This window comes from Stenotrophomonas sp. SBJS02 (assembly GCF_020428325.2).
In the GTDB taxonomy this organism is placed as follows: Bacteria; Pseudomonadota; Gammaproteobacteria; order Xanthomonadales; family Xanthomonadaceae; genus Stenotrophomonas; species Stenotrophomonas africana.
Genome location: NZ_CP109812.1, coordinates 3,198,206 through 3,223,452, shown reverse-complemented (window position 1 = coordinate 3,223,452; position 25,247 = coordinate 3,198,206). Strand labels below are relative to the sequence as shown.

The 25,247-nt window shown below is 66.2% G+C and carries 27 protein-coding genes and 1 pseudogene; 14 read left to right on the top strand and 14 right to left on the bottom strand.

The annotated features are described in order from the left end of the window. Window positions 1-4 precede the first annotated feature (4 nt). A pseudogene (locus FQS62_RS22295) lies at window positions 5-1,772 on the top strand (hypothetical protein). 140 nt (window positions 1,773-1,912) lie between these two features. Here the strand turns inward: FQS62_RS22295 and FQS62_RS14970 are convergent. Both FQS62_RS14970 and FQS62_RS14965 read right to left on the bottom strand, forming a co-directional pair. Next, window positions 1,913-2,326: a barstar family protein gene (locus FQS62_RS14970; protein ID WP_049449230.1), complete on the bottom strand. Its 414-nt coding sequence runs from the start codon at window positions 2,324-2,326 to the stop codon at window positions 1,913-1,915. Beyond that, window positions 2,326-2,778, bottom strand: coding sequence for a guanyl-specific ribonuclease (locus FQS62_RS14965; RefSeq protein WP_088480239.1), 453 nt, complete (start codon window positions 2,776-2,778; stop codon window positions 2,326-2,328). Before FQS62_RS14965 ends, FQS62_RS14970 begins: the two co-directional genes overlap by 1 nt. A 220-nt stretch (window positions 2,779-2,998) precedes the next feature. Here FQS62_RS14965 and FQS62_RS14960 point away from each other — a divergent pair, with 220 nt between their 5' ends. After that, window positions 2,999-3,610 carry a superoxide dismutase gene (locus FQS62_RS14960; protein ID WP_005410310.1) on the top strand — a complete coding sequence of 204 codons (612 nt, stop codon included), beginning with the start codon at window positions 2,999-3,001 and terminating at the stop codon, window positions 3,608-3,610. Between the two features lie 101 nt (window positions 3,611-3,711). Here FQS62_RS14960 and FQS62_RS14955 read toward each other — a convergent pair whose 3' ends face one another. Further along, entirely contained in the window at window positions 3,712-4,560 is an 849-nt protein-coding gene (locus FQS62_RS14955; protein ID WP_057500145.1) for an endonuclease/exonuclease/phosphatase family protein, read from the bottom strand. Between the two features lie 162 nt (window positions 4,561-4,722). On the opposite strand from FQS62_RS14955, the gene FQS62_RS14950 reads away from it, so the two are divergent. Beyond that, window positions 4,723-6,288 carry a POT-type proton-dependent oligopeptide transporter gene (locus tag FQS62_RS14950; protein ID WP_049449227.1) on the top strand — a complete coding sequence of 522 codons (1,566 nt, stop codon included), beginning with the start codon at window positions 4,723-4,725 and terminating at the stop codon, window positions 6,286-6,288. Window positions 6,289-6,295: 7 nt separating this feature from the next. After that, the gene (locus FQS62_RS14945; protein ID WP_057500143.1) at window positions 6,296-6,922 is read left to right on the top strand and encodes a rhomboid family intramembrane serine protease; all 627 of its coding nucleotides are present in this window, start codon (window positions 6,296-6,298) and stop codon (window positions 6,920-6,922) included. A gap of 43 nt (window positions 6,923-6,965) precedes the next feature. On the opposite strand, the gene FQS62_RS14940 is transcribed toward FQS62_RS14945, so the two are convergent. Next, window positions 6,966-7,151 (bottom strand): hypothetical protein, encoded by a 186-nt coding sequence (locus FQS62_RS14940; protein ID WP_088480240.1) that lies wholly within the window; start codon window positions 7,149-7,151, stop codon window positions 6,966-6,968. A gap of 185 nt (window positions 7,152-7,336) precedes the next feature. Between FQS62_RS14940 and FQS62_RS14935 the strand changes: the two genes are divergently transcribed. From FQS62_RS14935 to cfa, 3 genes are read left to right on the top strand one after another with little or no spacing between them, the layout of a single operon-like run. Continuing rightward, window positions 7,337-7,639, top strand: coding sequence for a GNAT family N-acetyltransferase (locus FQS62_RS14935; RefSeq protein ID WP_006455911.1), 303 nt, complete (start codon window positions 7,337-7,339; stop codon window positions 7,637-7,639). Window positions 7,640-7,676: 37 nt separating this feature from the next. Further along, entirely contained in the window at window positions 7,677-8,558 is an 882-nt protein-coding gene (locus FQS62_RS14930; RefSeq protein WP_049449223.1) for a PdaC/RsiV family protein, read from the top strand. 19 nt (window positions 8,559-8,577) lie between these two features. After that, window positions 8,578-9,693 carry a cyclopropane fatty acyl phospholipid synthase gene (gene cfa, locus FQS62_RS14925; protein WP_208043026.1) on the top strand — a complete coding sequence of 372 codons (1,116 nt, stop codon included), beginning with the start codon at window positions 8,578-8,580 and terminating at the stop codon, window positions 9,691-9,693. Window positions 9,694-9,843: 150 nt separating this feature from the next. Here the strand turns inward: cfa and FQS62_RS14920 are convergent, their stop codons facing one another. Next, window positions 9,844-12,012, bottom strand: a complete 2,169-nt coding sequence (locus tag FQS62_RS14920; RefSeq protein WP_208043027.1) for a M3 family metallopeptidase — start codon at window positions 12,010-12,012, stop codon at window positions 9,844-9,846. A gap of 130 nt (window positions 12,013-12,142) precedes the next feature. Here FQS62_RS14920 and FQS62_RS14915 point away from each other — a divergent pair, with 130 nt between their 5' ends. Beyond that, window positions 12,143-12,622: a glutathione peroxidase gene (locus FQS62_RS14915; RefSeq protein ID WP_088480243.1), complete on the top strand. Its 480-nt coding sequence runs from the start codon at window positions 12,143-12,145 to the stop codon at window positions 12,620-12,622. 94 nt (window positions 12,623-12,716) lie between these two features. On the opposite strand, the gene FQS62_RS14910 is transcribed toward FQS62_RS14915, so the two are convergent. From FQS62_RS14910 to FQS62_RS14895, 4 genes are all read right to left on the bottom strand, one after another. Then, the gene (locus FQS62_RS14910) at window positions 12,717-13,496 is read right to left on the bottom strand and encodes a ferredoxin--NADP reductase (RefSeq protein ID WP_107379882.1); all 780 of its coding nucleotides are present in this window, start codon (window positions 13,494-13,496) and stop codon (window positions 12,717-12,719) included. A 79-nt stretch (window positions 13,497-13,575) separates the two neighbouring features. Further along, window positions 13,576-15,447, bottom strand: coding sequence for an ABC transporter ATP-binding protein (locus FQS62_RS14905; RefSeq protein ID WP_208043028.1), 1,872 nt, complete (start codon window positions 15,445-15,447; stop codon window positions 13,576-13,578). Window positions 15,448-15,893: 446 nt separating this feature from the next. Then, window positions 15,894-16,343 (bottom strand): carboxymuconolactone decarboxylase family protein, encoded by a 450-nt coding sequence (locus FQS62_RS14900; protein ID WP_208043029.1) that lies wholly within the window; start codon window positions 16,341-16,343, stop codon window positions 15,894-15,896. Window positions 16,344-16,379: 36 nt separating this feature from the next. Then, window positions 16,380-17,276 (bottom strand): RNA polymerase sigma-70 factor, encoded by an 897-nt coding sequence (locus FQS62_RS14895; RefSeq protein WP_154349370.1) that lies wholly within the window; start codon window positions 17,274-17,276, stop codon window positions 16,380-16,382. A gap of 148 nt (window positions 17,277-17,424) precedes the next feature. Between FQS62_RS14895 and FQS62_RS14890 the strand changes: the two genes are divergently transcribed. The 4 genes from FQS62_RS14890 to FQS62_RS14875 all read left to right on the top strand — a co-directional run bounded on the left by FQS62_RS14890 (window position 17,425) and on the right by FQS62_RS14875 (window position 20,561). Beyond that, on the top strand, window positions 17,425-18,942 hold the full coding sequence (locus FQS62_RS14890; RefSeq protein ID WP_049449206.1) for a fumarate hydratase: 1,518 nt from the start codon (window positions 17,425-17,427) through the stop codon (window positions 18,940-18,942). A gap of 119 nt (window positions 18,943-19,061) precedes the next feature. After that, entirely contained in the window at window positions 19,062-19,457 is a 396-nt protein-coding gene (locus tag FQS62_RS14885) for a hypothetical protein (RefSeq protein WP_049449204.1), read from the top strand. A 75-nt stretch (window positions 19,458-19,532) separates the two neighbouring features. After that, the gene (locus FQS62_RS14880; protein ID WP_049449203.1) at window positions 19,533-19,868 is read left to right on the top strand and encodes a hypothetical protein; all 336 of its coding nucleotides are present in this window, start codon (window positions 19,533-19,535) and stop codon (window positions 19,866-19,868) included. A 57-nt stretch (window positions 19,869-19,925) separates the two neighbouring features. After that, a complete protein-coding gene (locus tag FQS62_RS14875; protein ID WP_049449201.1) occupies window positions 19,926-20,561 on the top strand; it encodes a glutathione S-transferase family protein in 636 nt (211 codons plus the stop codon). 94 nt (window positions 20,562-20,655) lie between these two features. Here the strand turns inward: FQS62_RS14875 and arsC are convergent, their stop codons facing one another. From arsC to FQS62_RS14860, 3 genes are all read right to left on the bottom strand, one after another. After that, the gene (gene arsC, locus FQS62_RS14870; protein WP_208043030.1) at window positions 20,656-20,997 is read right to left on the bottom strand and encodes an arsenate reductase (glutaredoxin); all 342 of its coding nucleotides are present in this window, start codon (window positions 20,995-20,997) and stop codon (window positions 20,656-20,658) included. Beyond that, complete coding sequence (locus FQS62_RS14865; RefSeq protein WP_208043031.1) at window positions 20,997-22,151, bottom strand: phospholipase A; 1,155 nt, start codon at window positions 22,149-22,151, stop codon at window positions 20,997-20,999. Before FQS62_RS14865 ends, arsC begins: the two co-directional genes overlap by 1 nt. A gap of 118 nt (window positions 22,152-22,269) precedes the next feature. Next, entirely contained in the window at window positions 22,270-22,755 is a 486-nt protein-coding gene (locus tag FQS62_RS14860) for a DUF456 domain-containing protein (RefSeq protein WP_019337375.1), read from the bottom strand. A gap of 235 nt (window positions 22,756-22,990) precedes the next feature. On the opposite strand from FQS62_RS14860, the gene FQS62_RS14855 reads away from it, so the two are divergent. Then, window positions 22,991-23,200: a cold-shock protein gene (locus tag FQS62_RS14855; protein ID WP_010486802.1), complete on the top strand. Its 210-nt coding sequence runs from the start codon at window positions 22,991-22,993 to the stop codon at window positions 23,198-23,200. A 72-nt stretch (window positions 23,201-23,272) separates the two neighbouring features. On the opposite strand, the gene FQS62_RS14850 is transcribed toward FQS62_RS14855, so the two are convergent. Beyond that, entirely contained in the window at window positions 23,273-23,767 is a 495-nt protein-coding gene (locus FQS62_RS14850) for a glycine zipper 2TM domain-containing protein (protein WP_010486804.1), read from the bottom strand. 136 nt (window positions 23,768-23,903) lie between these two features. Beyond that, on the bottom strand, window positions 23,904-24,338 hold the full coding sequence (locus FQS62_RS14845) for a cytochrome c (RefSeq protein ID WP_049449193.1): 435 nt from the start codon (window positions 24,336-24,338) through the stop codon (window positions 23,904-23,906). An 80-nt stretch (window positions 24,339-24,418) separates the two neighbouring features. Here FQS62_RS14845 and FQS62_RS14840 point away from each other — a divergent pair, with 80 nt between their 5' ends. Beyond that, entirely contained in the window at window positions 24,419-25,246 is an 828-nt protein-coding gene (locus FQS62_RS14840) for a tRNA threonylcarbamoyladenosine dehydratase (RefSeq protein ID WP_107379876.1), read from the top strand. Window position 25,247 lies beyond the last annotated feature (1 nt).

Below are 25,247 nucleotides of genomic sequence, written 5' to 3'. Positions count from 1 at the left end.
ACGCGTGCCTCTGACCCGGGCCGAGCAACTTATCGACCTGCTGCTGGCCCGCCAGCAGCCACGCGCCGTCCTCGAGAAGTCCACGCGCCTGCCCTATGGCTGGGCGCTGTGGCTGCGTTCGCTGGGCCCGCTGCCGCGGCCGTTCCACGCCCGCGAAGTGATTGCGGTATTGCTGCCGCGCCCGCTGCCGGGACCGCCGGGCCAGTCGCCCCGGCTGTCATCGTGGCAGTCGCTGCGCCGGTTGTTCTGGCAGGACTGGGACGCAGCGCCGCGTGATCAGCGCTGGATGCGCTGGACCTCCGCGTTCGCCAGCGCGCTCCTGCACCTGCTGTTCTTCGTGCTGCTGCTGTGGGTGGCGGTGATCCGCACCACGGCACCGGAAGCAGAGGGCGCCGAAGGCGAGCGTGTGCAGGTGGAATTCATCGGCCGCGCCTCCCAGGAGGGCGGGGGCGAGCAGCCGGGTGCCGAGGCGGCTGCGGCTGCACCGGCCGGCCAGATTGCCGCCGGCCAGGAGGCGGGGCAGCGACTGCACCTGAGCCGCGTCCTGCAGCTGCGTCGGCGCCTGCGCCCGCACCGGCTCCAGCACCGACAGCCAGTGTGCCGTCGCCGCCGGCCGACGACGCCGAGCCGGCCCGCTTGCGGCCCCACCACCATCGCCGGTGCAGGCCACCGAAGTGGCGCAGGCCAGCACCGATTTCGTGGTGCCGCCGGTCAGCGTGCCGCGCACCGAGGTCAGCATCGTGCCGCGTGACACCACACCCACGGTGCGCGAGCGCAGCGTGCAGCCGGTGCAGGCGCCGCCAACCCCCACCGCACCGCGTGTGCCGGAGATCGCGGTGCGGACGCCGCAGCTGCGTGACATCCCGGTGCAGGAACGCGAAGTCAGTACGGTCGATGCACCGGCGGTGTCGCAGCCGCTGCGCACGGCCGATGTGCAGGTGCGCGTGCCGCAGCGCGACGTGCAGGTGCGCGAGCGTGAAGTGCAGGCAGTGGTCGATCCGCAGGTGCGGATGGCAACCGTCGCCGGTCGTGAGCCGGCAGTGCATGCGCCAGCGGGTCGTGACGTACAGGTGCGCGAGCGCGAAGTAGCCTCGGCACCGGCGGCAGCCCCTTCGTCTTCGAATGGGAGTGCACCTGCGGCAACGCCTGCGCCGGCATCCAGTGGCAGCGCGACGCAGGCGAGCAGCAGCACTGCGCGGCCCGCTGCATCCAGCACGACCCCGGCCCAGGCTGGAGCGCGTCCGGCCCCCAATCCGGGCAACTGGGCCACGCCCGCCAAGGGCGATGACTGGGGTGCATCGAGCCGTAACCATGGCGGCGCCGACAACGGCGCCCGCCAGGCCAGCGCCACCGGCAAGGGCAGTGGCCTGTTCAATGCCGATGGCAGCGTCCGCGTGCCGGGCCAGGAAGGCGAGGGTCGTGCCGAGCGCGGTGCGCCCGGTGGCGCCAGCGATGGCTGGAGCAAGGAACGCATCGCGCAATCGGGCACCTGGTTGAAGCGACCGCCTTACGACTACACGCCCACTTCGTTCGACAAGTACTGGGTTCCGCAGGAATCGCTGCTGGCCGAGTGGGTGCGCAAGGGCATCAAGTCGATGGAGATTCCGTTGCCGGGCACCGGCACGAAGATATCCTGTGTGATCTCGATCCTGCAGGCTGGTGGTGGCTGTGGCCTGACCAACCCCAACATGCAGGACCAGCCGGCGGTGGCGCGACCGCCGCCGGACATCCCGTTCAAGAAAGAGCTGCAGGAAGATAACGGGAGCCGCTAGGCAGGGCGCGCGGGCCCCATACGCTGGCCGGCTCGCGCGTTGGTAGGTGCCAACCTTGGTTGGCACAGAAGCGCCGACCAGGGTCGGCATCTACCGGAGCACGTGCGCCGACCAGGGTCGGCCTCTACCTGGGCGGTGACTTACGCGCTCTGCGACAGGAACACCCAGAACGGCACGTCGCGGCCGACCCAGTCGCGGCTGGTCTCGTCCATCACATCCAGCAGGGTGTCGAAGTCCTTCTGCGTGGAGGCGCGCAATGTGTCCACGTCGGCCAGGAACAGCGCGTAACCGTTGGCCGGCAGCCATTGCAGGTCGCGCAGGTTGTCCGACAGCGCATCCCAGTTGCCGCCGAAGCCGGCCGGGAAATCCAGTTGCGCGGCCAGCCGGGCGAGCAGGGTGCGCTTGTCGGCCACGCCTTCCAGATCGATGCGGATCACCTTCAGCCCGGCATCACGCATCGCTGCGGCCAGTGCGTCGATGTCGTCGCTGTCGATGGCGTAGACCCCAGCATTGTTGATGTCATGCAGGCCGAGGCCGAAATCATCGTGGCTCATCACTGCGCTCCCTGGGCCGGTACGGTAAAGCTGCGGAACGATTCGTAGTGGTCGTCGGTGTAGTACCACGCCTCCGGCGGATCGCCACCGGTGACGATGCGGCGCGTGCCGCGGGTACGCGCACCGGGGGTGTCGACGGTGTATTCGCGGTAGTAGCCACGCGGACGCTGTGGCAGCTGCTGTTCGCGGTTGCCGAAGGTGCTGCCGTCCTGGCGGTGCGGGAATGGACCACCGCGCTGGATCAGGGCGATGGTCTGCCGGGCTTCAGCGGGCAGGAACGCGGGCAGGCCGCTGTCGTTGCCGGTAGCGGCCGTGGCCGGCGCGCGCGCGGCAGACGCACCCTGCAGGTCCGGCGCGAACTGCGGCGCCGGCGGGCGCTGCATGAAATGGTTGACGACCAGCCCGAGCAGCAGCAGGGCGATGGCGGTGATCAGCAGCCGGGGGTTGCGCATGGGCAGGGAGCGGGCGAGGGTGGTGCAGGGACTTTAGCGCCTGTGCGCTGCACGGTGCATGAGGACGGCGTCGCGTCACTGCTGCGTAACAATTGCCGTCGTGCTCACTGGCAGGACGCAATTTCCTTTACATCCCCCTTGGTAATCTGGGGGTCTGTCCCCATCATTCACCGCGCAACGCCCGACACCGTCGGGTGCCCTCGCAATCAGGAGATGCATCATGGCCTATACCCTGCCCAAGCTGTCCTACGCCTACGACGCGCTGGAACCGCATATCGATGCGGCGACGATGGAAATCCATCACACCAAGCATCACCAGACCTACATCAACAACGTCAACGCGGCGCTGGAAGGCACCGAGTACGCTGACCTGCCGGTCGAAGAACTGGTGAAGAAGCTCAAGTCGCTGCCGGAGAACCTGCAGGGTCCGGTGCGCAACAACGGTGGCGGCCATGCCAACCACTCGCTGTTCTGGACCGTGATGGCTCCGAATGCTGGCGGTAACCCGGTGGGCGACGTGGCCAAGGCCATCGACAAGGACCTGGGCGGCTTTGACAAGTTCAAGGACGCCTTCACCAAGGCTGCGCTGACCCGTTTCGGCAGCGGCTGGGCATGGCTGAGCGTGACCCCGGACAAGAAGGTCGTGGTCGAGAGCACCGGCAACCAGGACAGCCCGCTGATGGAAGGCAACACCCCCATCCTCGGCCTGGACGTGTGGGAACACGCGTACTACCTGAAGTACCAGAACCGTCGGCCGGAATACATCGGCGCGTTCTTCAACGTCATCGACTGGAATGAAGTCGAGCGCCGTTACCAGGAAGCGATCGCCTGATTGCGTGACGGAATGGAATGAGAAGGCCGGGGGAGACCCCGGCCTTTTTGTGTGCCAGCTTCTGGACGTCGGGCAGGACCTGGTGGGGGCCGAAGGCGGGGCTATTCGGCCGTGGCCGTATCGCCCTGCAGGCGCAGGGTGGCCATCACGCCCAGGCGCAGACCGGGCAGGTCGCCGTCGGCCGGCAGCAGGATCGGCTGCTGGCGGATGCCGCCGAAGTGCTTGACCTGGAACAGCACATCCAGGCCATGGCCACTCGCACCGCCGCCACTGGCCGCGGGCGGATCGGCGCGGCCGCCGGGATTGCGCCGGGCCGGCTGGAAGCCGGGCGTGCTGCGCACCAGTTCCACCGTGTTGGCGGAGAAATCACCGGCGATCAGGCTGGGCATGCCCTCGGAGGTGGCGCCGATCCAGGTCATCAGATCGCTGGTCTGATGCTGGCGGGCAGTGGCCTCGTCCAGGTCCGGGCGCAGTCGCGCCACATAGATGTTGACCAGCGCCTCGCCCAGCTTCAGCCGCATCATGCCGGCGGCGCTGAAGGTGCCGGGTGGATGCAGCAGGGTCACGCCATCCTCGCTGACCGGCAACCGGGTCAGCATCGCGTTGCCATGCCGCAGCGGCTGGCTGGGCGGATCGGCGGTAACGAAGTCGCAGCTGTAGCGCAGCCGGCTGGCCAGCCAGCAGGCCGGGTTGCGGCCCTGTTGCTGCAGCACCTGCTGCACCGAAATCACGTCCGGTTGCAGGTCGGTCAGCAGCTGCGCGACCTGCTCGCGGCGCTGTTTCCATTGCGTGTCATCGCGGCTGGGCAGTTCCAGCGCGGCCACCGTCAGTTGGCGAGCCTCGCCCCCGCCGGTGGCGGACGCCGGCGCCTGCGGCCGCGCCTGTGCCTGCAGCGCCAGCAACAGCGCAAGACAGCTGAGCAGGAGGCGGGCGTGGGCGAGGGGGCGCATAACGATAAGTTTACGCTTTTGTCGTGCAGGTTCCGTGACTTCCGGCGGCGCCAGGACGGCCTGCCATGGATTGGCACCGTTGTCATGCAGCCCTGCAGCGTGCTTCGCAAGCCCCGGTTCCGGTAACCTTGCGCCTTTCGCTTTGCAGGAATGCCTTACAGGATGAGCCACGACGCAGTTGCCCCCATCGCCGGCCAGGGAAGGATGCCGCGCCAGATTCCGTACATCATCGGCAATGAGGCCTGCGAACGGTTCAGTTTCTACGGGATGCGCAACATCCTGGTGCAGTTCCTGATCACCTCGCTGCTGCTGCAGGAAATCACTGCAGAGGGCCGTGCCGGTGAAGCCAAGGACATCATGCACAGCTTCATGATCGGCGTGTATTTCTTCCCGCTGCTCGGTGGCTGGCTGGCCGACAAGTTCTTCGGCAAGTACCACACCATCCTCTGGTTCAGCCTGGTCTACTGCGCCGGCCACCTGTGCCTGGCACTGTTCGAAAACAGCCGCGAAGGCTTCTTCCTCGGCCTGGGCCTGATCGCGCTGGGTGCCGGTGGCATCAAGCCGCTGGTGGCCTCGTTCATGGGTGACCAGTTCGACCAGAGCAACAAGCACCTGGCCAAGATCGTCTTCGACGCCTTCTACTGGATCATCAACTTCGGCTCGCTGTTCGCCTCGCTGCTGATCCCGCTGGTGCTGAAGAACTGGGGCCCGCAGTGGGCGTTCGGCATTCCGGGCATCCTGATGTTCATCGCCACCTTCGTGTTCTGGCTGGGCCGCAAGCGCTACGTGCTGGTGCCGCTGCCGCCGAAGGACCCGCACTCGTTCGCCAACGTGGTGCGCACCGCGCTGACCGCGCGCGTCGCCGGCCAGGGCCGTCCGGGCCTGGTGATCGCCGTGCTCGGCGGGGTGCTGGCAGTGGCCTCGTTCGGCCTGGTCGGCTCGCTGGGCATCGTGATCTGCCTGTGCCTGGCGCTGGTGTCGATCCTGGCGGGCATCGGCGGTGGCACCTGGCTGCAGCTGGATCGCGCCCGTGGCCAGCATCCGGCCGAAGCCGTGGAAGGTGTGCGTTCGGTACTGCGCGTGCTGGTGATCTTCGCGCTGACCACGCCGTTCTTCTCGCTGTTCGACCAGAAGGCCTCGACCTGGGTCCTGCAGGGCCAGCAGATGCAGATGCCGAGCTGGTTCACCGCCTCGCAGATGCAGGCGCTGAACCCGCTGCTGGTGATGATCCTGATCCCGTTCAACAACCTGGTGCTGTACCCGGCCCTGCGCCGCTTCGGCTTCGAGCCGACCGCGCTGCGCCGCATGACCGCCGGTATCGCTTTCAGCGGCCTGGCCTGGATCGTCATCGGTGGCATCCAGGTGGTGATGGACGGTGGCAATGCCATGTCGATCTTCTGGCAGATCCTGCCGTACGCGCTGCTGACCTTCGGTGAGGTGCTGGTCTCGGCCACCGGCCTGGAGTTCGCCTACAGCCAGGCGCCGCAGGCGATGAAGGGCGTGGTGATGAGCTTCTGGAACCTGACCACCACCATCGGTAACCTGTGGGTGCTGCTGTCCAACGCGGCGGTGCGCAATGACACGGTGACCCACCAGATCGCCGGCACGGGCCTTAGCGAGGCGGCGTTCCTGATGTTCTTCTTCGCCGGCTTCGCCTTCATCGCGGCGTTGGCCTTCGGTTGGTATGCGAAACGCTATCGTATGGTCGACAACTACCGTAGCGCCTGAGCCTGACATGACCCCCGTCAATCTGCTGTTGATCGCCATCACCGCTATCCTGTCGTGGATGGCGTTCAACAACCGCAAGCTGGCCGACCGCCTGATCCTCTGGCCGCCGGCCATCGACCGTCACCGCCAGTACGACCGGCTGGTGACCTATGGCTTCATCCACGCCGACTGGTCGCACCTGATCTTCAACATGATCACCCTGTTCTTCTTCGGGGGATTCATCGAGAGCGTGATGGTGCAGCTGACCGGCAGCTACCTGACCTATCCGGCGTTCTACATCGGCGCGCTGCTGGTTTCGATCCTGCCCAGCTACCTGAAGAACCAGAAGAATCCGAACTACCTCAGCCTGGGTGCGTCCGGTGCGGTGTCGGCGGTGCTGTTCGCCTTCATCCTGATCAAGCCGTGGTCGATCATCCTGGTGTTCTTCATCCCGGCGCCAGCCATCGTCTACGCCGCGTTCTATGTCGGCTACAGCATCTGGATGGACAAGCGCGGCGGTGACCGCATCAACCACAGTGCCCATCTGGCGGGCGCGGCGTTCGGCGTGATCTTCATGCTGGCCATGCAGCCGAGCATCTTCAACCACTTCCTGCGCGAGCTCTCCAACCCGACCTTCCGCCTCGGCGGCGGTTGATGGCGGCAGCGGGGCGGATCGGCAGCGATCCGCCCCGGCAGGCTCAGGCTGCGGTCTGCTGGCCGTAGGTGTCCATCAGGCGGGCGAACACTTCCTCGCCGATGCGCTGGAAATCCTGGTCTTCGGTCTGCCCTTCCACCGCCAGTTGCAGCAGGCCCTCCAGCAGGGCACGGTCGGTATCGGAATGGGGATCGCTGGGGTGCATCGGTGCCTCCGCGGTGGTACGCATGGTCAACGGTCGCAAGGGCCGTGCCAGCCTGGCCGGACCCCTCCACAGGCGATAGCGGCCGCCAGCGCTCCAGCTTGAGGGTCGCAAACTGACGTGAATGGAACGGACTTGCCCCTGTTCAGGCTTCACGCGATCATGGCGCCCGGCTGCGCACCATCCACGCAGTCGCCGCAGGAGACAGTTCCATGGCTTCGGTCACGCCCCCCGGTCTGGCCTACGAGGTCGAACACGACCTGGCCAACCACCGCTTCACCGCCCGTGTGCGTGGACAGCTGGCGGTGCTCGATTACCAGATCAAGCGCAGGCGCATGGTCATCACCCACACCGAAGTGCCCGAGCCGATCGCCGGCCGTGGCATTGCCGGTGAGCTGACCCGCGTGGCACTGCGTTTCGCCCGCGAGCAGAAATACAAGGTGGTGCCGGCATGCTCCTACGCCGAGGCCTTCCTGCAGCGGCACGAGGAGTACCACGACCTGCTCGTTGGCTGAACGCCAGCGGGTCACGCTTCAGCCATGGCAGGCGATGATGTACAAACATGAACAGGGGATCCCGATGAAGATTGGAAACAACCGGCCACTGCACGGCAGCGTGCTGGCCGGCGTGGTGGGCGTGCTGTTGCTGGCCGGTTGCCAGCGTGAAAGCGAGCCGGCGCCGGCAGCCGACGCGGCACCCGCCGCCGAGGCCACCGCCGCCGGCGAAACGCCGGCCACCGAGGCGCCGCTGGACCTGCGAGACGTGATCGAGAACAACGAACGCGAAGTGGTGGGCATCAGCTACCCGGCCGGCATCGACCGCTACCCGGGCCTGGCGCGCGCGCTGCAGGACTATGCCACCAGCGCTCGCAGCGACCTGCAGCAGGCACTGGACGGGCTTGGCAACGACAAGCCGACCATGCCCTACGAGCTGTCGCTGAGCTTCGAGAAGCTGCTGGAAACGCCGCAGTTGGTGGTGGTCAGTGCCGACGGCAGCCGCTATACCGGTGGCGCCCATGGCGAACCGCTGGTGGCGCGCTTCGTGTGGCTGCCGCAGCATCAGCAGATGCTCAGCGCCGAAAAGCTGGTGGCCGATGCCAAGGGCTGGAAGGCGATCAGCGATTTCGTCGCCGACCAGTTGCGCGAACGCGTGGCCACCCGTCTCAGTGGCGAGGACATGGACCCGGCCCAGCTGCAGGAGTCGCTGCGCAACGCATCGCGCATGATCGCCGACGGTACCGGCCCGCAGGCCGACAATTTCAGCCAGTTCCAGCCGCTGACCAACGACAAGGGGCAGATCACCGCGCTGCGCTTTGTTTTCCCGCCGTACCAGGTGGGTCCATACTCGGACGGCACCCAGACCGCCGATGTACCGGCGGCGGTGCTGTTGCCGCACGTGGCCAAGGACTACGTGGAGCTGTTCGCACGCGGTTGACCGCAGTCGAGGAGGTGGTGTGGATACAGGGTTGCAGGAGCGGGTCGCCGGCCTGCTCCACGAAGCCGGGGTCCGCATCGGCGGCACCCAGCCACAGGACATCCAGGTGCATGACCCGCGCTTCTTCGCGCGGGTCATGGCGCACGGTTCGCTCGGCCTGGGCGAGAGCTACATGGACGGTTGGTGGGACGCCAACGTCCTGGATGAATTCCTCGTCCACCTGATGCAGGCGCACCTGGACGAACGGGTGCACGGTTGGCGCGAAGTGGCCGATGCACTGAAGGCGCGCCTGTTCAACCTGCAGGTCGGGCAGGGCAGCTACGAAGTGGGCCGCCGCCACTACGACCTCGGCAACGATCTCTACCAGGCCATGCTCGGTCAGCGCCTGGTCTACAGCTGCGGCTACTGGCGCAATGCCGACAATCTCGACGCCGCGCAGGAAGCCAAGCTCGACCTGGTCTGCCGCAAGCTGGGCCTACGCCCGGGCCAGCGCGTGCTGGACATCGGCTGTGGTTGGGGCGAAGCCCTGAAGTTCGCCGCAGAGCGCTACGGTGTCAGTGGCGTCGGCGTGACCATTTCGCAGGAACAGGCCGGGTTCGCGCGCGAACTGTGCGCGGGCCTGCCGATCGAGATCCGTCTGCAGGACTACCGCGAACTGCACGAACCGTTCGATGCGATCTTCTCGATCGGCATGTTCGAGCACGTCGGTGACAAGAACTACGCCAGTTTCTTCGAGGTGGCCAAACGCTGCCTGTCGTCGCGCGGGTTGCTGCTGCTGCACACCATCGGCACCAACATCTCGCGGCATCGCACCGATCCGTGGATCGCGCGCTACATCTTCCCCAACTCGATGCTGCCGTCGGCGGTGCAGATCACCCGGGCGTTCGAAGGGCATTTCGTGCTGGAGGACTGGCACAACTTCGGTACCGACTACGACCTCACCCTGCAGGCCTGGCGCCGCAACGTGGAAGCGGCATGGCCACGGCTGGATGCGCGCTACGACGAGCACTTCCGGCGCATGTGGCGCTTCTACCTGGCTGGCTCGATGGCCACGTTCCGCTGCCGGCACGCGCAGTTGTGGCAGCTGTTGCTGTCGCCGGAAGGTGTGCCGGGTGGGTACGTAGCGCCGCGGTGAGTTCATGGTCGGGTCGGAGCCCTTTCCGTTGGAAAGGGATCACCCCGGGGTCAGATCCCATTTCGCAGAAATGGGTTCTGACCCCAACCCCAACAAAAAAAACCGCCCGGTCTCCCGGGCGGCTTTCGTTTCAGGCGACTGCGCTGGCGATCAGTTGCCGGCGCCGGTCAGGCCACGCTTTTCCAGCAGCGGTTCGATCTGCGGCTCGTGGCCGGCGAAATCGCGGAACAGCTGCATCGCGTCGACGCTGCCGCCCTTGGACAGCAGGGTGGCGCGGAAGTGGTCGCCGTTCTTGCGGCTCAGGCCGCCGTTGTCCTTGAACCACTTCTGGGTGTTGGCATCGAGCACTTCCGACCAGATGTAGGCGTAGTAGCCGGCCGAGTAGCCGCCCATGATGTGGCTGAAGTACGGGGTCTTGTAGCGCGGCGGAACCGGCGCGTAGTAGATGCCGTCCTTCTCCAGCGCGGCGCGCTCGAAGGCCATCACGTCCTTGGCGGCCGGCACCTGGTCGGCGCCGATCTGGTGCCAGCGCTGATCAAGCATGGCTGCACCCAGGTACTCGGTGGTGGCGAAGCCCTGGTTGAACTTGGCCGCCGCCAGCACCTTGTCCAGCAGTGCCTGCGGCATCGCCGAACCATTCTGGTAGTGCTTGGCGTAGTTCTTCAGGATGACCGGGTTGTCGGCCCACATCTCGTTGACCTGCGAGGGGAACTCGACGAAGTCACGCGGCACCGAGGTGCCCGAGAAGTACGGGTACTTCACGTTGGAGAACATGCCGTGCAGGGCGTGGCCGAACTCGTGGAAGGTGGTGTTCACCTCGTCCCAGGTCAGCAGGGTCGGCTGGCCGGCCGGCGGCTTCGGGATGTTCAGGTGGTTGGCGACCACCGGCTTGAAGCCGGTCAGCTTGGATTGCGAGACGTAGGAGTTCATCCACGCACCACCGCGCTTGGAGGCGCGTGCATACGGGTCGAAGATGAAGATCGCCAGCTGGCTGCCGTCGGCGTCGAACACATCGTAGACGGTGACGTCATCGTGGTAGACCGGCAGGTCGGTGCGCTGCTTGAAGGTCAGGCCGAATTCCTGGCCGGCGGCGTAGAACACGCCGTTCTCCAGCACGTTCTTCATCTCGAAGTACGGCTTCAGCTGCGACTCGTCGAAGTTGTACTTGGCCTGGCGCACCTTCTCGCTGTAGAAGGCCCAGTCCCACGGTTCCAGCTGGAAGGTCGGCTTACGCGCGGCCTTCTGTTCCTTGTCGATCATCGCCTGCAGGTCGGCGGCTTCGCGCTTGGCGTTGGCCACCGCGGCCGGGGCCAGCTTGCCCAGCATCGCGTTGACTGCTTCCGGGGTCTTGGCGGTCTGGTTGGTCAGGTTGTAGGCGGCGAAGTTCGGGAAGCCCATCAGCTTGGCCTTGTCGGCACGCAGCTGCATGATGCGCGAGACCAGCGCGGTGTTGTCGAACTCACCGCCGCGGCTGCCGCGGGTGGTCGAGGCTTCGTAGATCTTCTGGCGCAGGGCGCGGTTGGCCAGGTTGGTCAGCGGCGGCTGGCCGGTGGTGTTGAGCAGGGTAATCACATACTTGCCGTCCTGGCCGCGGGCCTTGGCGGCTTCGGCGGCGGCGGCGATCTGCTCCTTGGACAGGCCGTCCAGCTCCTTGACGTCGTCGACGGTGATCGCCGAGGCGTTCACTTCCGACTGCACGTTCTGGCTGAACCTGGTACCGAGGTTGGCCAGCTCGGCGTTCATGTCCTTCAACTTGGCCTTGTCGGCCTCGGACAGCTTGGCGCCAGCGCGCACGTAGTTGTCGTAGTACTTCTCGACCAGGCGCACGCCTTCGGCGTCCAGGCCCAGCTGGCTGCGGGTGTCATACAGCGCCTGGATGCGGGCGAACAGCTTGCCGTTCAGCGCGATCGCATCGCTGTGCGCGGCGAACTTTGCCGAGTAGTCGGCCTGCAGCTTCTTGCGGGTGTCGTTGGTGTCGGCGCCGACCAGGCTGAAGAACACGGTCGTCGCACGGTCAAGGATGTCACCGCTCTTTTCCAGGGCGATGATGGTGTTGTCGAAGGTCGGCTTGGCCTTGTTGTTGGCAATTGCCTCCACTTCCTTCAGCTGCTGCGCCATGCCGGCGTCGAAGGCCGGGGCGAAGTCACTGTCCTTGATCTTGTCGAACTGCGGGAAGTGCAGCGGCAGCGGGCTTTCGGCGAAGAACGGATTGGCCTGCTGGGCATTGGTGCTGGCAGCCGGGGTGGCGGCGCCGGCCGAGAAGGCGGGCAGGGCAAGGCCGAGGGACATGGCCACGGCAAGGGCAAGGCGAGTGGTCAAGGTAGGAACTCCGGTAAGGCAAACAAGGGCCCGAGGGTAACCCGGCCGGCGGCGCCCGCACTTGTGTCAAAAGGCATGTTGCCGGGGCCGGGCGCGGGTACCATGCAGTCACCGCCCACGGCCCGCTGCCATGACCACTGCCTACGATTTCAGCTTCCGCGACCTCGACGGCCAGCCGCAGGCGCTGGCCCGTTATCAGGGTCACCCGTTGCTGCTGGTCAATGTCGCCAGTCGTTGTGGCTTCACCCCGCAGTACACCGGGCTGGAGCAGCTGTGGCAGGACTACCGCGAGCGTGGCCTGGTGGTGATCGGCTTCCCGTGCAACCAGTTCGGTGCACAGGAGCCCGGTGACGCCGCGCAGATCCGCCAGTTCTGTTCGCTGGATTATCCGGTCAGCTTCCCGCTGTCGGAGAAGATCGAGGTCAACGGCGAGGGGGCTGATCCGTTGTGGGCATGGCTGTCACGCGAGAAGCGCGGCCTGCTGGGCAGCGCCCGCATCAAATGGAATTTCAGCAAGTTCCTGGTCGATCGCCAGGGCAACGTGGTGGATCGCTTTGCACCCACCACCAAGCCGGAACAACTGCGCGACGAGATCGAAGCGGTGTTGTAGAGCCGAGCCCACGCTCGGCTGCTTGTCCGGCCGACATTGAGCGCGCGCGGTGCGCGCGAGCCGAGCGTGGGCTCGGCTCTACAGCTGCAACGGTTTACTTCTCGACGAACGCGCGCTCGAACACGTAGTGGCCCGGCTGGCCGATGCGAGGCGAGACCTGGAAGCCGCGGGCGTCGAGCACACTGCGCAGGTCGGCCAGCATCTGCGGGCTGCCGCAGATCATCGCGCGGTCGTTTTCCGGGTTCAGCTCCGGCAGGCCGAGGGTGCGCTGCATCTCTCCGCTCTCCATCAGCTGGGTCAGTCGGCCCTGGTTGGCGAACGGCTCACGGGTGACCGCCGGGTAGTACAGCAGCTTTTCGCCGATCATCTCGCCCAGGAACTCATGCTCGCGCAGTTCCTTCTCGAAGTAATCGCGGTAGGCCAGGTCCTTTTCGTAGCGCACGCCGTGGCAGAGGATCACCTTCTCGAAGCGTTCGTAGGTTTCCGGGTCCTTGATGACCGACAGCCACGGTGCCATGCCGGTGCCGGTGCCCAGCAGGTACAGGTTCTTGCCCGGGTGCAGGTCGCTGATCAGCAGGGTGCCGGTGGGTTTCTTGCCGACCAGCACCTTGTCGCCCGGCTTGATGTGCTGCAGACGCGAGGTCAGCGGGCCGTCCTGCACCTTGATGCTGAAGAACTCCAGGTGCTCTTCCCAGTTGGCGCTGGCGATGGAATACGCACGCAGCAGCGGCCGCGCCTCGGTTTCCAGGCCGATCATCACGAACTGGCCGTTCTCGAAGCGGAAGCCGCTGTCGCGGGTGGTGGTGAAACTGAAGTAGGCGTCGGTCCAGTGACGGACCTCAAGCACCGTTTCGGCGCCAAAAGCGGAGGACATGGGCGTATCTATCAAAAGTCGTCGGAGGGATTCTATCTCAAATGAGACAAGTTCTCATTGGGCGGAACGAGAGGCGTTCTCAGCGGTAACCGGCCGCCTGCAGCTCGAACAGCTCGGCATAACGGCCGCCTTCGGCCATCAGTTGCTCATGGGTGCCACTGGCCTCGATCCGGCCATCGGCCAGCACCAGGATGCGATCGGCCATGCGTACCGAAGAGAAGCGGTGGGAAATCAGCACTGCCGTACGATTATCCGCCAGCTCCCTGAACCGCTGGAACACTTCGAACTCACTGCGCGCATCCAGCGCTGCCGTTGGCTCATCCAGGATCATCACCTGGGCATTGCGCATCCACGCGCGGGCAATGGCGATCTTCTGCCACTGGCCGCCAGAAAGGTCCACGCCCTGCTTGAAGCGGCGGCCGATCAGCTGGTCGTAGCCGCCGGGCAGGTCGTCGATCACTTCCTCGGCCATGCCGCGCCGCGCGGCATCGGCGATGCGTGCCTGGTCATCCATCGCCTCGACCTGACCGACGCCGATGTTCTCGCCGGCGCTGAGGTTGTAGCGCACGAAGTCCTGGAAGATCACTCCGAGGTTGGCGCGCAGGTCGTCCAGGTCGTAGTCGCGCAGGTCGCGGCCATCGAGCAGGATGCGGCCCTCGTCCGGTTCGTACAGGCGTGCCAGCAGTTTGACCAGTGTGGTCTTGCCCGCGCCATTCTCGCCGACCAGGGCCAGCACTTCGCCGGCGTGCAGCTGGAAATCCAGATGGCGCACCGCCCATTGTTCGGCATCGGGATAGCGGAAGCCGACGTTCTCGAACACGAAACCCTGGCGGATCGGCTGCGGCACGCGCGCGGCGTCTTCCCGCGAGTGGATTTCCGGCTCGATCTGGAAGAACGAGAACAGGTCATCCAGGTACAGCGCCTGGCTGGCCACCTGCGAGAACCCGATCAGCAGGCCCTCCAGCAGCTGGCGCAGGCGAAGGAAGCTGCCGGCGAGGAAGGTCAGGTCGCCGATCGAGAAATCGCCGCGCACCGTGCGCCAGGCGATGTAGGCATAGGCGGTGTAGTAACCCAGCGTACCCAGCGCGGCCAGCAGCGTGCCCCAGAACGCGCGGCGCCGGGCCAGCGCCCGGTTGGCCTGGAACAACGCCACCGACAGGCGCCGGTAGCGCTCCACCAGGAAGCGGTGCAGGTTGTAGATCTTCACTTCCTTGGCCGTTTCCACGCTGGCGCCGAGTTGGCGCAGGTAGTCGAGCTGGCGGCGCTCGGGCGTCCACTGGAAGTTGAGGCTGTACCCGGCTGCGTTGAAGTGCGATTCGCCGATCAAGGCCGGCACCAGCGCCAGCGCCAGCAGCAGGATCAGCCACGGCGCATACACCAGCAGGCCGACGGCGAGGCTGGCCACGGTGATCGCGTCCTGCACCTGGCCGAACAGCTGGCTCATCAGGTTCATCCGGCCCATGGTCTGGCGCCGCGCGCGGTCCAGCTTGTCCTGCAGGTCCGGGTCCTCGAAGTCCTCCAGGTCCAGCGTTGCCGCGTGTTCCATCAGGCGGATGCTGGTGACGTTGGCGAACAGCTCCGAGAGCAGCGCATCGGCGTAGCTGACCAAACGGCCGAGCAGGTCCGAGGCGATGGCCAGGCCGAATTCCAGCGCCAGCAGGCCCAGCAGTGGATTCAGCACGCCGCTGGACAGCGCCTCCCCCAGCGGCGGGAAGCCCGCATCGTGCTGGCTCAGGTGCAGGGCGCTGTCGATGATCAGCTTGCCGACGTACAGCATCGCCACCGGCAGCAGGGCGCGGATCAGGCGCAGCCCGAGGCTGGCCAGGGTGAGCGCAGGGCTGGTCTGCCAGACCATGCGCAGGAACGGCGGCAGGTTGCGCATGGCCCTGAAGCGCTGGCGCAGGCTGGGTTTCTTCGCGGCGGCAGCGCCAGCGGTGGGGGGAGCAGGCATGCCCGTATTGTGCGCGCCTGATGCGTGCAGAGGGGGTCAGTGCAGCCGTGTGGCAGCGCCGGGGTCAGAGCTCTTTGCGAAGCGAACGGATCCGGCCTGCCTGCATCCACGCATGGCGTGAATCCACCGTGTCGACCAAGGTCGACACCTACCAACAGCAGTAGAAGTCTGTCGAGGGCGGGGTGGGTCCGGTTGCGGGAGTGTCAGCCGCATGGGCCCGAGGCATGCCTCGGGCGGGTTGGGCTGGATGCCCAGCCCCGGTCTTGCCGTGTGCGCAGGACAGCGCACACGAGCAAGCGGCTGACAAGCCCCCAAGGACGGGTTTACGGCGTCTCGCGTAACCGGATCCACCTCGCCATCCCTCAGGAAACCAGCTTCTGACGTTGCTGTTGTTTCGGCTGTTGCCTCTGCGGGTGCCGGGCGGCAGCCCGGCCAACAGATCCCTCTTACGGCAGCGGCGGCAGCAGGCCCGCACCCAGCCGGTTCCAGGCGTTGATTACCGCAATGCCCATGCTCAGGTCACTGATGCCCTTCTCATCGAAGTGCGGCGCCAGTGCATCAAACGCCGCCTGCGACGGCGCACCGTCAGTCAGCCGGGTCAGTGCCTCGGCCCAGCCCAGCGCCGCGCGTTCGCGCGCATCGAAGAAGCGGCTTTCGTGCCAGGCGGGCAGGGTGTCCAGCTTGCGCGGCTCGATGCCGCCCTTGCGCAGCGTGGTGGCATGCATGTCCATGCAGTAGCCGCAGCCGTTGAGCTGCGAGACGCGCAGGAACACCAGTTCCATCAGGGTCGGATCGATCGAGCTGTCATGCACCGCCTGGCTGGTGGCCAGCAGGCCCTTGAAGGCCTCGGCGGCCAGGCGGGTGTAGGGGACGCGGGGAGAAGTGTGATTGGACATCGGGGGCTCCACGGCGGCCACGATGGCCGCCTTTCACTACCAGGACGCCGCACCGTCACCGCGCGTGACAACCTTCGGCAACTTTTCCGGATTCAGCACGCTGTACACGTTGGCGATGCGGCCATCGACCACTTCGATGGTGGTGACCGAGTGCAGGCGGTCACCCTGGAAGCGCAGGATCGCCGGCTCGCCGTTGACGTAGCCCAACTGCGCCGGATGCACCGCGCCTCGGCGGGCAATGGCCCAGAACAGGCGACCGATGCGCTCGGCGCCCAGCAGCGGGCGCACCGCTGCGGTGACCACACCGCCGCCGTCGGACACCAGCAACGCGTTGGTGTGCAGCAGGGCCTGGATCGCCTTGCTGTCGCCGCGCTGCGAGGCATCCATGAAGCGCGCCAGCAGCTGCCGGTGCTGGCTGGCATCGGCGTTGAAGCGCGGTCGTCCGGCCTGCAACCGCTGCCGGGCGCGATGCACCAGTTGCCGGCAGTTGGCCTCGCTGTGGCCGATCAGGTCGGCGATTTCGCGGTAGTCGTGGTCAAAGGCCTCCTTCAGCAGGAAGGCAGCGCGTTCCTCGGGGCCGAGCTGTTCGAGCAGGGTCAGGAAGGCGACCGAGACGTCGTCGGCCAGCGCATGCAGCTGGGCCGGGCCGGGCGCCGGGTCGGGCTCCAGGGTGACCGCCAGCGGCTCGGCCAGCCATGGGCCGACGTAGTGCACGCGCTCGCGCTTGGCCGCGCGCAGCCGGTCCAGGCCGAGCCGGGTGGTGATGGTGACCAGCCAGGCTTCGGGGTCGCGGACGGCCGCCGGATCGGCACCGGACCAGCGCAGCCAGGCATCCTGGACCACGTCTTCGGCGTCGGCGCGACTGCCGAGCAGGCGGTAGGCCAGGGCCATCAGGCGCGGGCGGTGGGTCTGGAAAGCGGTTTCGGCGTTCATGTGGGCAAGGACGCCGCAGTGGCGCGTGGCGTGACAGAGGGCTTGCGTGGATATTGCCGGCCAGCGGCAGGTACTACCACCCTGCGGCCGGGGGAGGGGGTAAAATGGGGGGGATTACCCCCGCCAGCCTCCAGCAAGCGAGCAAGTCGTGACATCGATCAAGCAGGAAGACCTCATCCAGTCCATCGCCGACGCGCTGCAGTACATCTCGTACTACCACCCGGTCGATTACATCAAGAACCTTGCCGCCGCCTACGAGCGCGAGGAGTCGCCGGCCGCGAAGGAAGCGATGGCGCAGATCCTGATCAATTCACGCATGTGCGCCGAAGGCCACCGTCCGATCTGCCAGGATACCGGCATCGTCACCGTGTTCCTGGAAATCGGCATGGACGTGCGTTGGGACGACGCCACCATGGGCGTGGAAGACATGGCCAATGAAGGCGTGCGCCGCGCTTACATGCACCCGGACAACAAGCTGCGCGCCTCGGTGCTGGCTGATCCGGCCGGCAAGCGCATCAACACCAGGGACAACACCCCGGGCGTGGTCAACGTGAAGGTGGTGCCGGGCAACAAGGTCGACGTGATCGTCGCCGCCAAGGGCGGTGGTTCGGAAGCGAAGACCAAGTTCGCCATGCTCAACCCGTCCGACTCGATCGTCGACTGGGTGCTGAAGACCGTGCCGACCATGGGCGCCGGCTGGTGCCCGCCGGGCATGCTCGGCATCGGCATCGGTGGCACCGCCGAGAAGGCGATGCTGCTGGCCAAGGAAGCGCTGATGGAGCCGATCGACATCACCGAGCTGCAGGCGCGTGGCGCGTCCAACCGCATCGAAGAGTTGCGCCTCGAGCTGTACGAGAAGGTCAACGCGCTGGGCATCGGTGCGCAGGGCCTGGGCGGTCTGACCACCGTGCTCGACATCAAGATCAACGACTACCCGACCCACGCGGCCAACCTGCCGGTGGCGATGATCCCGAACTGCGCGGCCACCCGCCATGCGCACTTCACCCTCGATGGCAGCGGCCCGGTGATGCTGGACCCGCCGTCGCTGGAAGACTGGCCGAAGCTGACTTACGACGCGTCCAAGGGCACCCGCGTGGACCTGGACACGATCACGCCGGAAGACGTGGCCAGCTGGAAGCCGGGCCAGACCCTGCTGCTCAACGGCAAGCTGCTGACCGGCCGCGATGCTGCGCACAAGCGCATGGTCGACATGCTCAACAAGGGCGAAGAACTGCCGGTCGATCTGAAGGGTCGCTTCATCTATTACGTCGGCCCGGTCGATCCGGTGCGCGACGAAGTGGTGGGTCCGGCCGGTCCGACCACGGCGACCCGCATGGACAAGTTCACCGAGCAGGTGCTGGCACAGACCGGCCTGCTGGGCATGGTCGGCAAGGCCGAGCGCGGCCCGGCCGCCATCGAGGCCATCAAGAAGCACAAGTCGGCCTACCTGATGGCCGTCGGTGGTTCGGCCTACCTGGTGTCCAAGGCGATCAAGGCGGCCAAGGTGGTCGGCTTCGCCGACCTGGGCATGGAAGCGATCTACGAGTTCACCGTGCAGGACATGCCGGTGACCGTGGCCGTCGACTCCACCGGTGAATCGGTGCACAAGACCGGCCCGCGCGAATGGCAGGCCCGCATCGGCAAGATTCCGGTGGTGGTGGAGTAATTCCCCGCACGCTTCGGTCCAGACAACGGCGCCCGTGTGGCGCCGTTGTCGTGTGCAGCCTGCCCGCACGCGGCCTGCTCTGCTAACGTGCTGGCTGACGCCTTGGAAGGGAGTCCATCGTGCTGAAGTGGTCGCGTGTTTTCGTGTTGCTGGTCGCTGCGCTGGCGTGCAGCGCCTGCGGGCCGCGTTACTTCGTTGAACCTCCAACCCACGAAGCGGGGAAGATCTGCGCGTCGGTCTGCGAGAGCCAGAAGGCGACGTGTGACTTCCACAACCGCGCCCGCGGCGAGTCGGAGCAGCGGCGCTGCGAAAGCGAGAAGAGCCGGATCATCAGCCGTTGCAGTGGTATCGCCGATGACAAGCAGCGGCACAACTGCGAAGGAGGCAACGGTGCCGGCAACTACTGTGGTCCCCCGGCGCTTCCTTCATGCAGTGCTCCTTACGCCCAGTGCCTTCTCTCCTGCGGCGGCACCGTGAATGAAGTCCGCACCGACACCGGTATTCCCGTGTACTGATCGGGGGGCGCTGGTGCATGCAGGAGCAACCGTGGTCTGCTAGGGTCGACACACCCACTGCACCAGGATGTGCCCATGCGCCTGCATCGATCCCTCCCGGCTGTGTTCCTGCTGGTCCTGGCTGGCTGCAGCACAACGTCGTCCTACGAAGGTGCGGATTTCTCCGCCTCCTCGCAGTGCCGCATGCAGTGCCAGGCCAGCTACCGCAGCTGCATGGCGAAGGGGAGCATCGGCAGCAATGACTTCAGCTGTGAACAACAGGTGGTGCCGGCGCCGGACAAGCGCTGCAAGGACGTTTCCAACCCCGAACTGCGCCGTTCCTGTGAACTGAAGGCGCATGACTGCACGATGCGCGCGCCGATGATGTCCTGTGGCGAACGCCGCGATACCTGCATGAGCAGTTGCGGCTGAGCGGCGACAACCGGTGTGGGCGCATAATCGGTCGATCCATCCACACAGGACCCGCGCATGAGCACCACGCTGTATGGTTCAACCAGCACCGCCGCCCTGGTGGTGCATTGGCTGCTGATCGAGCTGGGCATCGAGCACGAACTGGTGCTGCTGGATTTTGACGCGCGCGAGCACAAGTCAGCGCAGTACCTGGCACTGAATCCGGCCGGTGTGGTGCCGACGCTGCTCATCGATGGCCTGGTACTGACCGAAGCGGCGGCCATTGCGTTGTACCTGGCTGATCGCCATCCGGACGCCAACCTGCTGCCCGCGCTGGGCACGCCGCAGCGCGCCGATGCCTACCGCTGGATGTTCTGGTGTGCCAATACGCTGCAGCCGGCCTATCGCGCCTGGTTCTATCCGCATGAGGTGGCGGGCGAGGCGAACGTCGAGGCGAGTCGCGAGATGGCCCGTCAGCGCCTTGAAGCGGCCTGGCAGCATGTGGCCACGCACCTGCAGGCGCATGGCCCTTACCTGCTGGGCACCACGCCCTGCGTGGTCGACTACATGCTGGTGATGCTGATGCGCTGGTCGCGCAACATGCCGAAGCCCAGCGACACCTGGCCGGAGCTCAAGGCGCATGCCACGTCGATGAAGGCGCGCCCGGCGTTCGCCGAGGTCTACCGCCGCGAAGGCATCACCGACTGGCGGTAACCTGTTCTGTAGAGCCGAGCCATGCTCGGCTGCTGTTCGCGTGCAGTCCATGAATGCAGCCGAGCATGGCTCGGCTCTACTAACGCAGTGCGGATTACAGGATCTCCAGCACCGTTTCGGGCGGGCGGCACAGCCGCGTTCCCTTGGGCGTGCGCACCACGGGGCGGTTGATCAGGCGGGGATGTTCGGCCATCGCGGCCAGCAGCGTGGCCTCGTCTGCATCTTCCAGGCCCAGTTCGGCGAACTGCGCTTCCTTGCTGCGCACCAGATCACGCGCGTTCAATCCGGATTCGGCCAGTACCTGGCGCAGTGTGGCCACATCGGGTGGATTGCCGAGGTACTCGATCACCTCCGGCTCAAAGCCCGCATCGCGAATCAGCTTCAATGCGCCGCGTGAATTGCTGCAGGCCGGGTTGTGCCAGATCGTCACGTCCATCAGAACCACTCCAGCAGGGACACGCCCACGCCCACGTAGGTAGCCTTGTGGTTGTAGTCGATCAGGCTTTCGCCGTAGCCGTCGAAGACCTGCACATGGCCGCGCAGCAGGTTGCTGATCGGGAAGCCGTAGTCCAGCTGCAGGGCGCCGTGCGAGGGGCTGCCGGTGCGCAGCGAATGGCGCGCCATCAAGGAGACTTCGTGGCCGTTGCGGTTCCAGGTCAGGGTCGCGTCACCGCGGCCCATGTAATCCTCGATGTCCGGGTTGTTGTCGTCGCTGCGCGTCTCGGGAATGCGGTACCACGGCCGCAGCACCAGCGCCCAGTTCTCACGGTCCAGGCCGATGTTGAGCATCACCCGGTTCCAGCTGCGCGACAGCGGATCAGCGCGGCCATTGGACTGGTGGTTCAGCGCGATGCCGGTCATGCGCCCGCGCCAGCCACCGATCGAATAGCCGTTGCGGAACACCATCATCACTTCCGGCTCGTAATTGGTTTCGCGGAACGGGCGCGAATCCTCGCCGTTGTAGGCCTGCCAGCGCGAGCTCTGGGTGTAGCCGGCCCAGATATCGCCGTTGTCGCCGAACAGGTTCTCGGCGATCTTGGTCTTGAAGCTGATCTGGAACTTCAGTTCGGCACTGTCCAGCACCTGCGGCGTGGTGACCGTGTTTGCCGGGTTCGGCGAATGCGGCGTGGTGTTGCGGTCGCTGGTCCAGAACGCCGGCAGCAGGTACACCGGCTTGTAGGCACGCAGCTGGAATGGACCCAGCTTGGAGTCTTCGGCCAGTTCCCAGCGGCTGTCCAGCAACGAACCACGGCCGGCGTTGGCCAGTGCGCTGTCCGGTGTTGCCGGACGGAACAGGTCGCTGACCCGTTCGCGCAGTTTCTCTTCGCCCTGGCTCACGCGTGCGGTCTTGCGCTCTTCGCGAAGGGCCTGCGCGGCCGCCTCGGCAGCGGCGTCGGCAGCCGCCGTGGCCTGCGGGGTGTGCGCGAACAGGCGGTCATAGCAGGCCAGGCGCGCCGCGTCGGTGGTGATGGCCGCGCAAGCGGCCGGCGAGGTGTCGGTGCTGGGCACGAACTCCTGCGCGGCCAGCGGCGCACTGGCCAAGGCCAGCGCCAGCGTTGCAAGGCGGGGAAGCAGCGAGGGGAGGGTCATTCCAGCAGGCCCTTCGGTGACTATGGGGATCGCACAGTGTGGCGGCTGCATCGCATCGCGGCCAGCCCCACGGTTTATGCACGGCCACTGCGTGCGTGTGGCGTGAAGGCTGCACCGGTCACAGGAACCAGGCGAAGGCGAACAGCCCCAGCATCGCGATCACCACCGCCAGCTTCAGCGCCAGGCCGAGCAGGATGCCGAGCCAGGTGGCCAGGCCGACCTTGGTCGAGCGGCCCAGCTCGCGGGTGTGCCAGTACTCGCCGAGCAGGGCGCCGATCAACGGGCCGGCGAACAGGCCGATCGGCATGAAGAACAGGCCGACGATGCTGCCGAGGAACGTGCCCCATAGCGCCTTCCGGCTGGCGCCCACCCGTTGTGCGCCCACCACTGTGGCCAGCACGTCCGCCAGCAGCGAGAGCACGGTCAGTACACCCAGTGCGACCAGGGTTGGCCAGCCCACATGGGCGAAGCCGTCGGCCCAGGCCGCCAGCAGCAGTCCGATGAATACCAGCGGGATGCCGGGGAGGGCTGGCAGGATGATCCCGGCGATGCCGACCAGGACAAAAATGACCGCTAGCAGATATAAGATGAATGAGAGTCCCATGCTGTCCCGTATGGTGGCCGTTTTGGGGTTGACAGTGAAAGATTTTGCCAGTTGATTTTTCGTTTTGGGCGGGTTAAGTTGCAGTCGCTGAGCTTGGCAAGGTCACCGTGGATCGTGGCCTGATGAAGCAAGATCTTCCCGATCCGCTGCATCGATGCACCTCGCTTCCCCCTTGCTTGTCAGCCGCCCACCAGGCGTTTCCAACAACAAGAGAGAGTCAAAGGGAGTTAGTGAGATGGCTGATCGCGAGACCGGTACCGTAAAGTGGTTCAATGATGCGAAGGGCTTCGGCTTCATCAGCCGGCAGAATGGCGAGGACGTGTTCGTGCACTTCCGCGCCATCGAGACCCAGGGCTTCAAGAGCCTCAAGGAAGGCCAGACTGTGAGCTTCGAAGTCGTGCAGGGCCAGAAGGGTCTGCAGGCTGACAAGGTCCAGCCGGTGTAATACCCGCCGCCTGTCGGCATGAAAAAGGCCCGCGCAAGCGGGCCTTTTTCTTTGCGCTTGGCCCGGTGCGGATCAGCGCAGGATGACCTTGCCGTTGACCACGCGCACATAGGTGTTCTCGCGGATGCCGCCGAGGTCACGCTGGTTGACCACGATGGTGCGGCCATCGTCCATGCGCACGCTGATGTCGTAGGTGTCGCTGGTCACGTTCTTCTGGATCTGGTTGCCAGCCAGCGCACCACCGACCGCGCCTGCAGCGGCGGCGATGTTCTTGTTGCCACGGCTGCCGCCGGTGTGGTCGGAGATCTCGTGGCCGGCCACGGCGCCGACGATGCCGCCCAGGATCGCGCCGGTCGCGCTGGGGGCGGTACGGCCGGACTGCACGGTATTGATGCGGGTGACGATGCCGCAGTCAGCGCAGCGGCCCTGGTTGTAACCGCCGTTGTTGCCGTAGCCGCCATTGTTGTAGCCGTTGTTGTAACCACCACCGCCGTAGCCGGGCGAGGTGGCACAGCCAGCCAGGGCGAGGGTAGCGATGGCGCTGGCGGCAATGAGCTGGATCTTCATGGGGCGTCTCCTGGCCGTGAAGGCGGGTGTCTGGGGTGGTACTGCGTCATGCAGCAGGGTGGACGAATCGTCCCCTTTTGAACGTGAACGACGCGCCAACCGTGCGTGCCTTGCCCGGCTGCAGGATGAATGCGGCTCAGCGGAAGTCCTGGTGGCAGGCGCGGCAGTCAGCCTGAACGGTTTCCACCACTTGGGCCAAGGCCGTGCAATCGCTGGGCGGCGCGGCCAGGGCGGCGTTGAGGCTGCCGCGCAGCTGGCTGGCATGCTGCTGGAACTGCGCGTTGTCCTTCAGCCCGGGAAAGGCCAGATCGAGGTCGTTGGACAGCAGGCGCAGGGCCTGCAGGCGCGGTACGCTGTCGGCCAGGCTGCAGCGGTTCTGCTGCTGGGCCTGCTGCAGCAGCTCTGATTGCCGCTGCATGACCTGCATCAGGCTGTCCGGGAACGGGTCGCGGCGCGCCTGCAGGGCGCGGCCCACCATGACCGTGGCGATCAGGCCGATCAGCAGGCCCAGGCACAGCACGAACAGATAGCGGTAGGCGGTGGACGGGCGGCGGGGCGGGCTGGCGTTCATGGCGGGCTCTCCGGGCGTGCAACGGTGGGTTCGATGCCGGTGCGCTGCAGGCGCCGACGCCTGCACGTTAAAATAGCCGGATGAACGAACAGGTCAAACAACGCTTCGCCGGCATCGAACGGCTGTATGGCGTGGGTGCGCTCGAGCGCCTGCAGGGCAGCCGCGTGGCGGTGGTGGGCATGGGGGGTGTCGGCTCATGGGTGGTGGAAGCGCTGGCGCGCTCCGCGGTCGGTCACCTGACCCTGATCGATGCCGATGACATCTGCGTGTCCAATACCAACCGGCAGCTGCCGGCGATGGAAGGCAACTACGGCCGCAACAAGGCCGAGGCGATGGCCGAGCGCTGCCGCGCGATCAACCCGGACATCGACGTTGATGCGGTGCAGGCGTTCCTGACGGTGTCCAACATGGCCGAGCTGCTGGACCGGGGCTTCGATCTGGTGATCGATGCCTGCGACAGCTTCCGGGTCAAGGTCGAGACGATTGCCTGGTGCCGTCGCCGCAAGCTGCCGCTGCTGACCGTCGGTGCCGCCGGTGGCCGTACCGATCCGACTCTGGTGCGCATCCGCGACGTCTCGCGCACCGAGCACGACGCCATGCTGGCGCTGATCCGCAAGAAGCTGCGCAGCGAGTTCAATTTCCCGAAGAACGCCAAGCGCTACTTCGGTGTGCCGGCAGTGTATTCGCTGGAGAACGTGAAGTATCCGCAGGCTGATGGCAGCGTCTGTGGCATCCGCCCGAACCTCGGCGCCGATGCGGCGTTGAAGCTGGACTGCGGCGCCGGCCTGGGTGCGGCGACCCATATCACTGGCGCGTTCGCGTTCGCGGCGGTGGGCAAGGCGCTGGAAATGCTGCTGGAGCCGAAGAAAGTGAAGGCCGAAGCGGTCGAGGATCACGCCGACGCGTGAG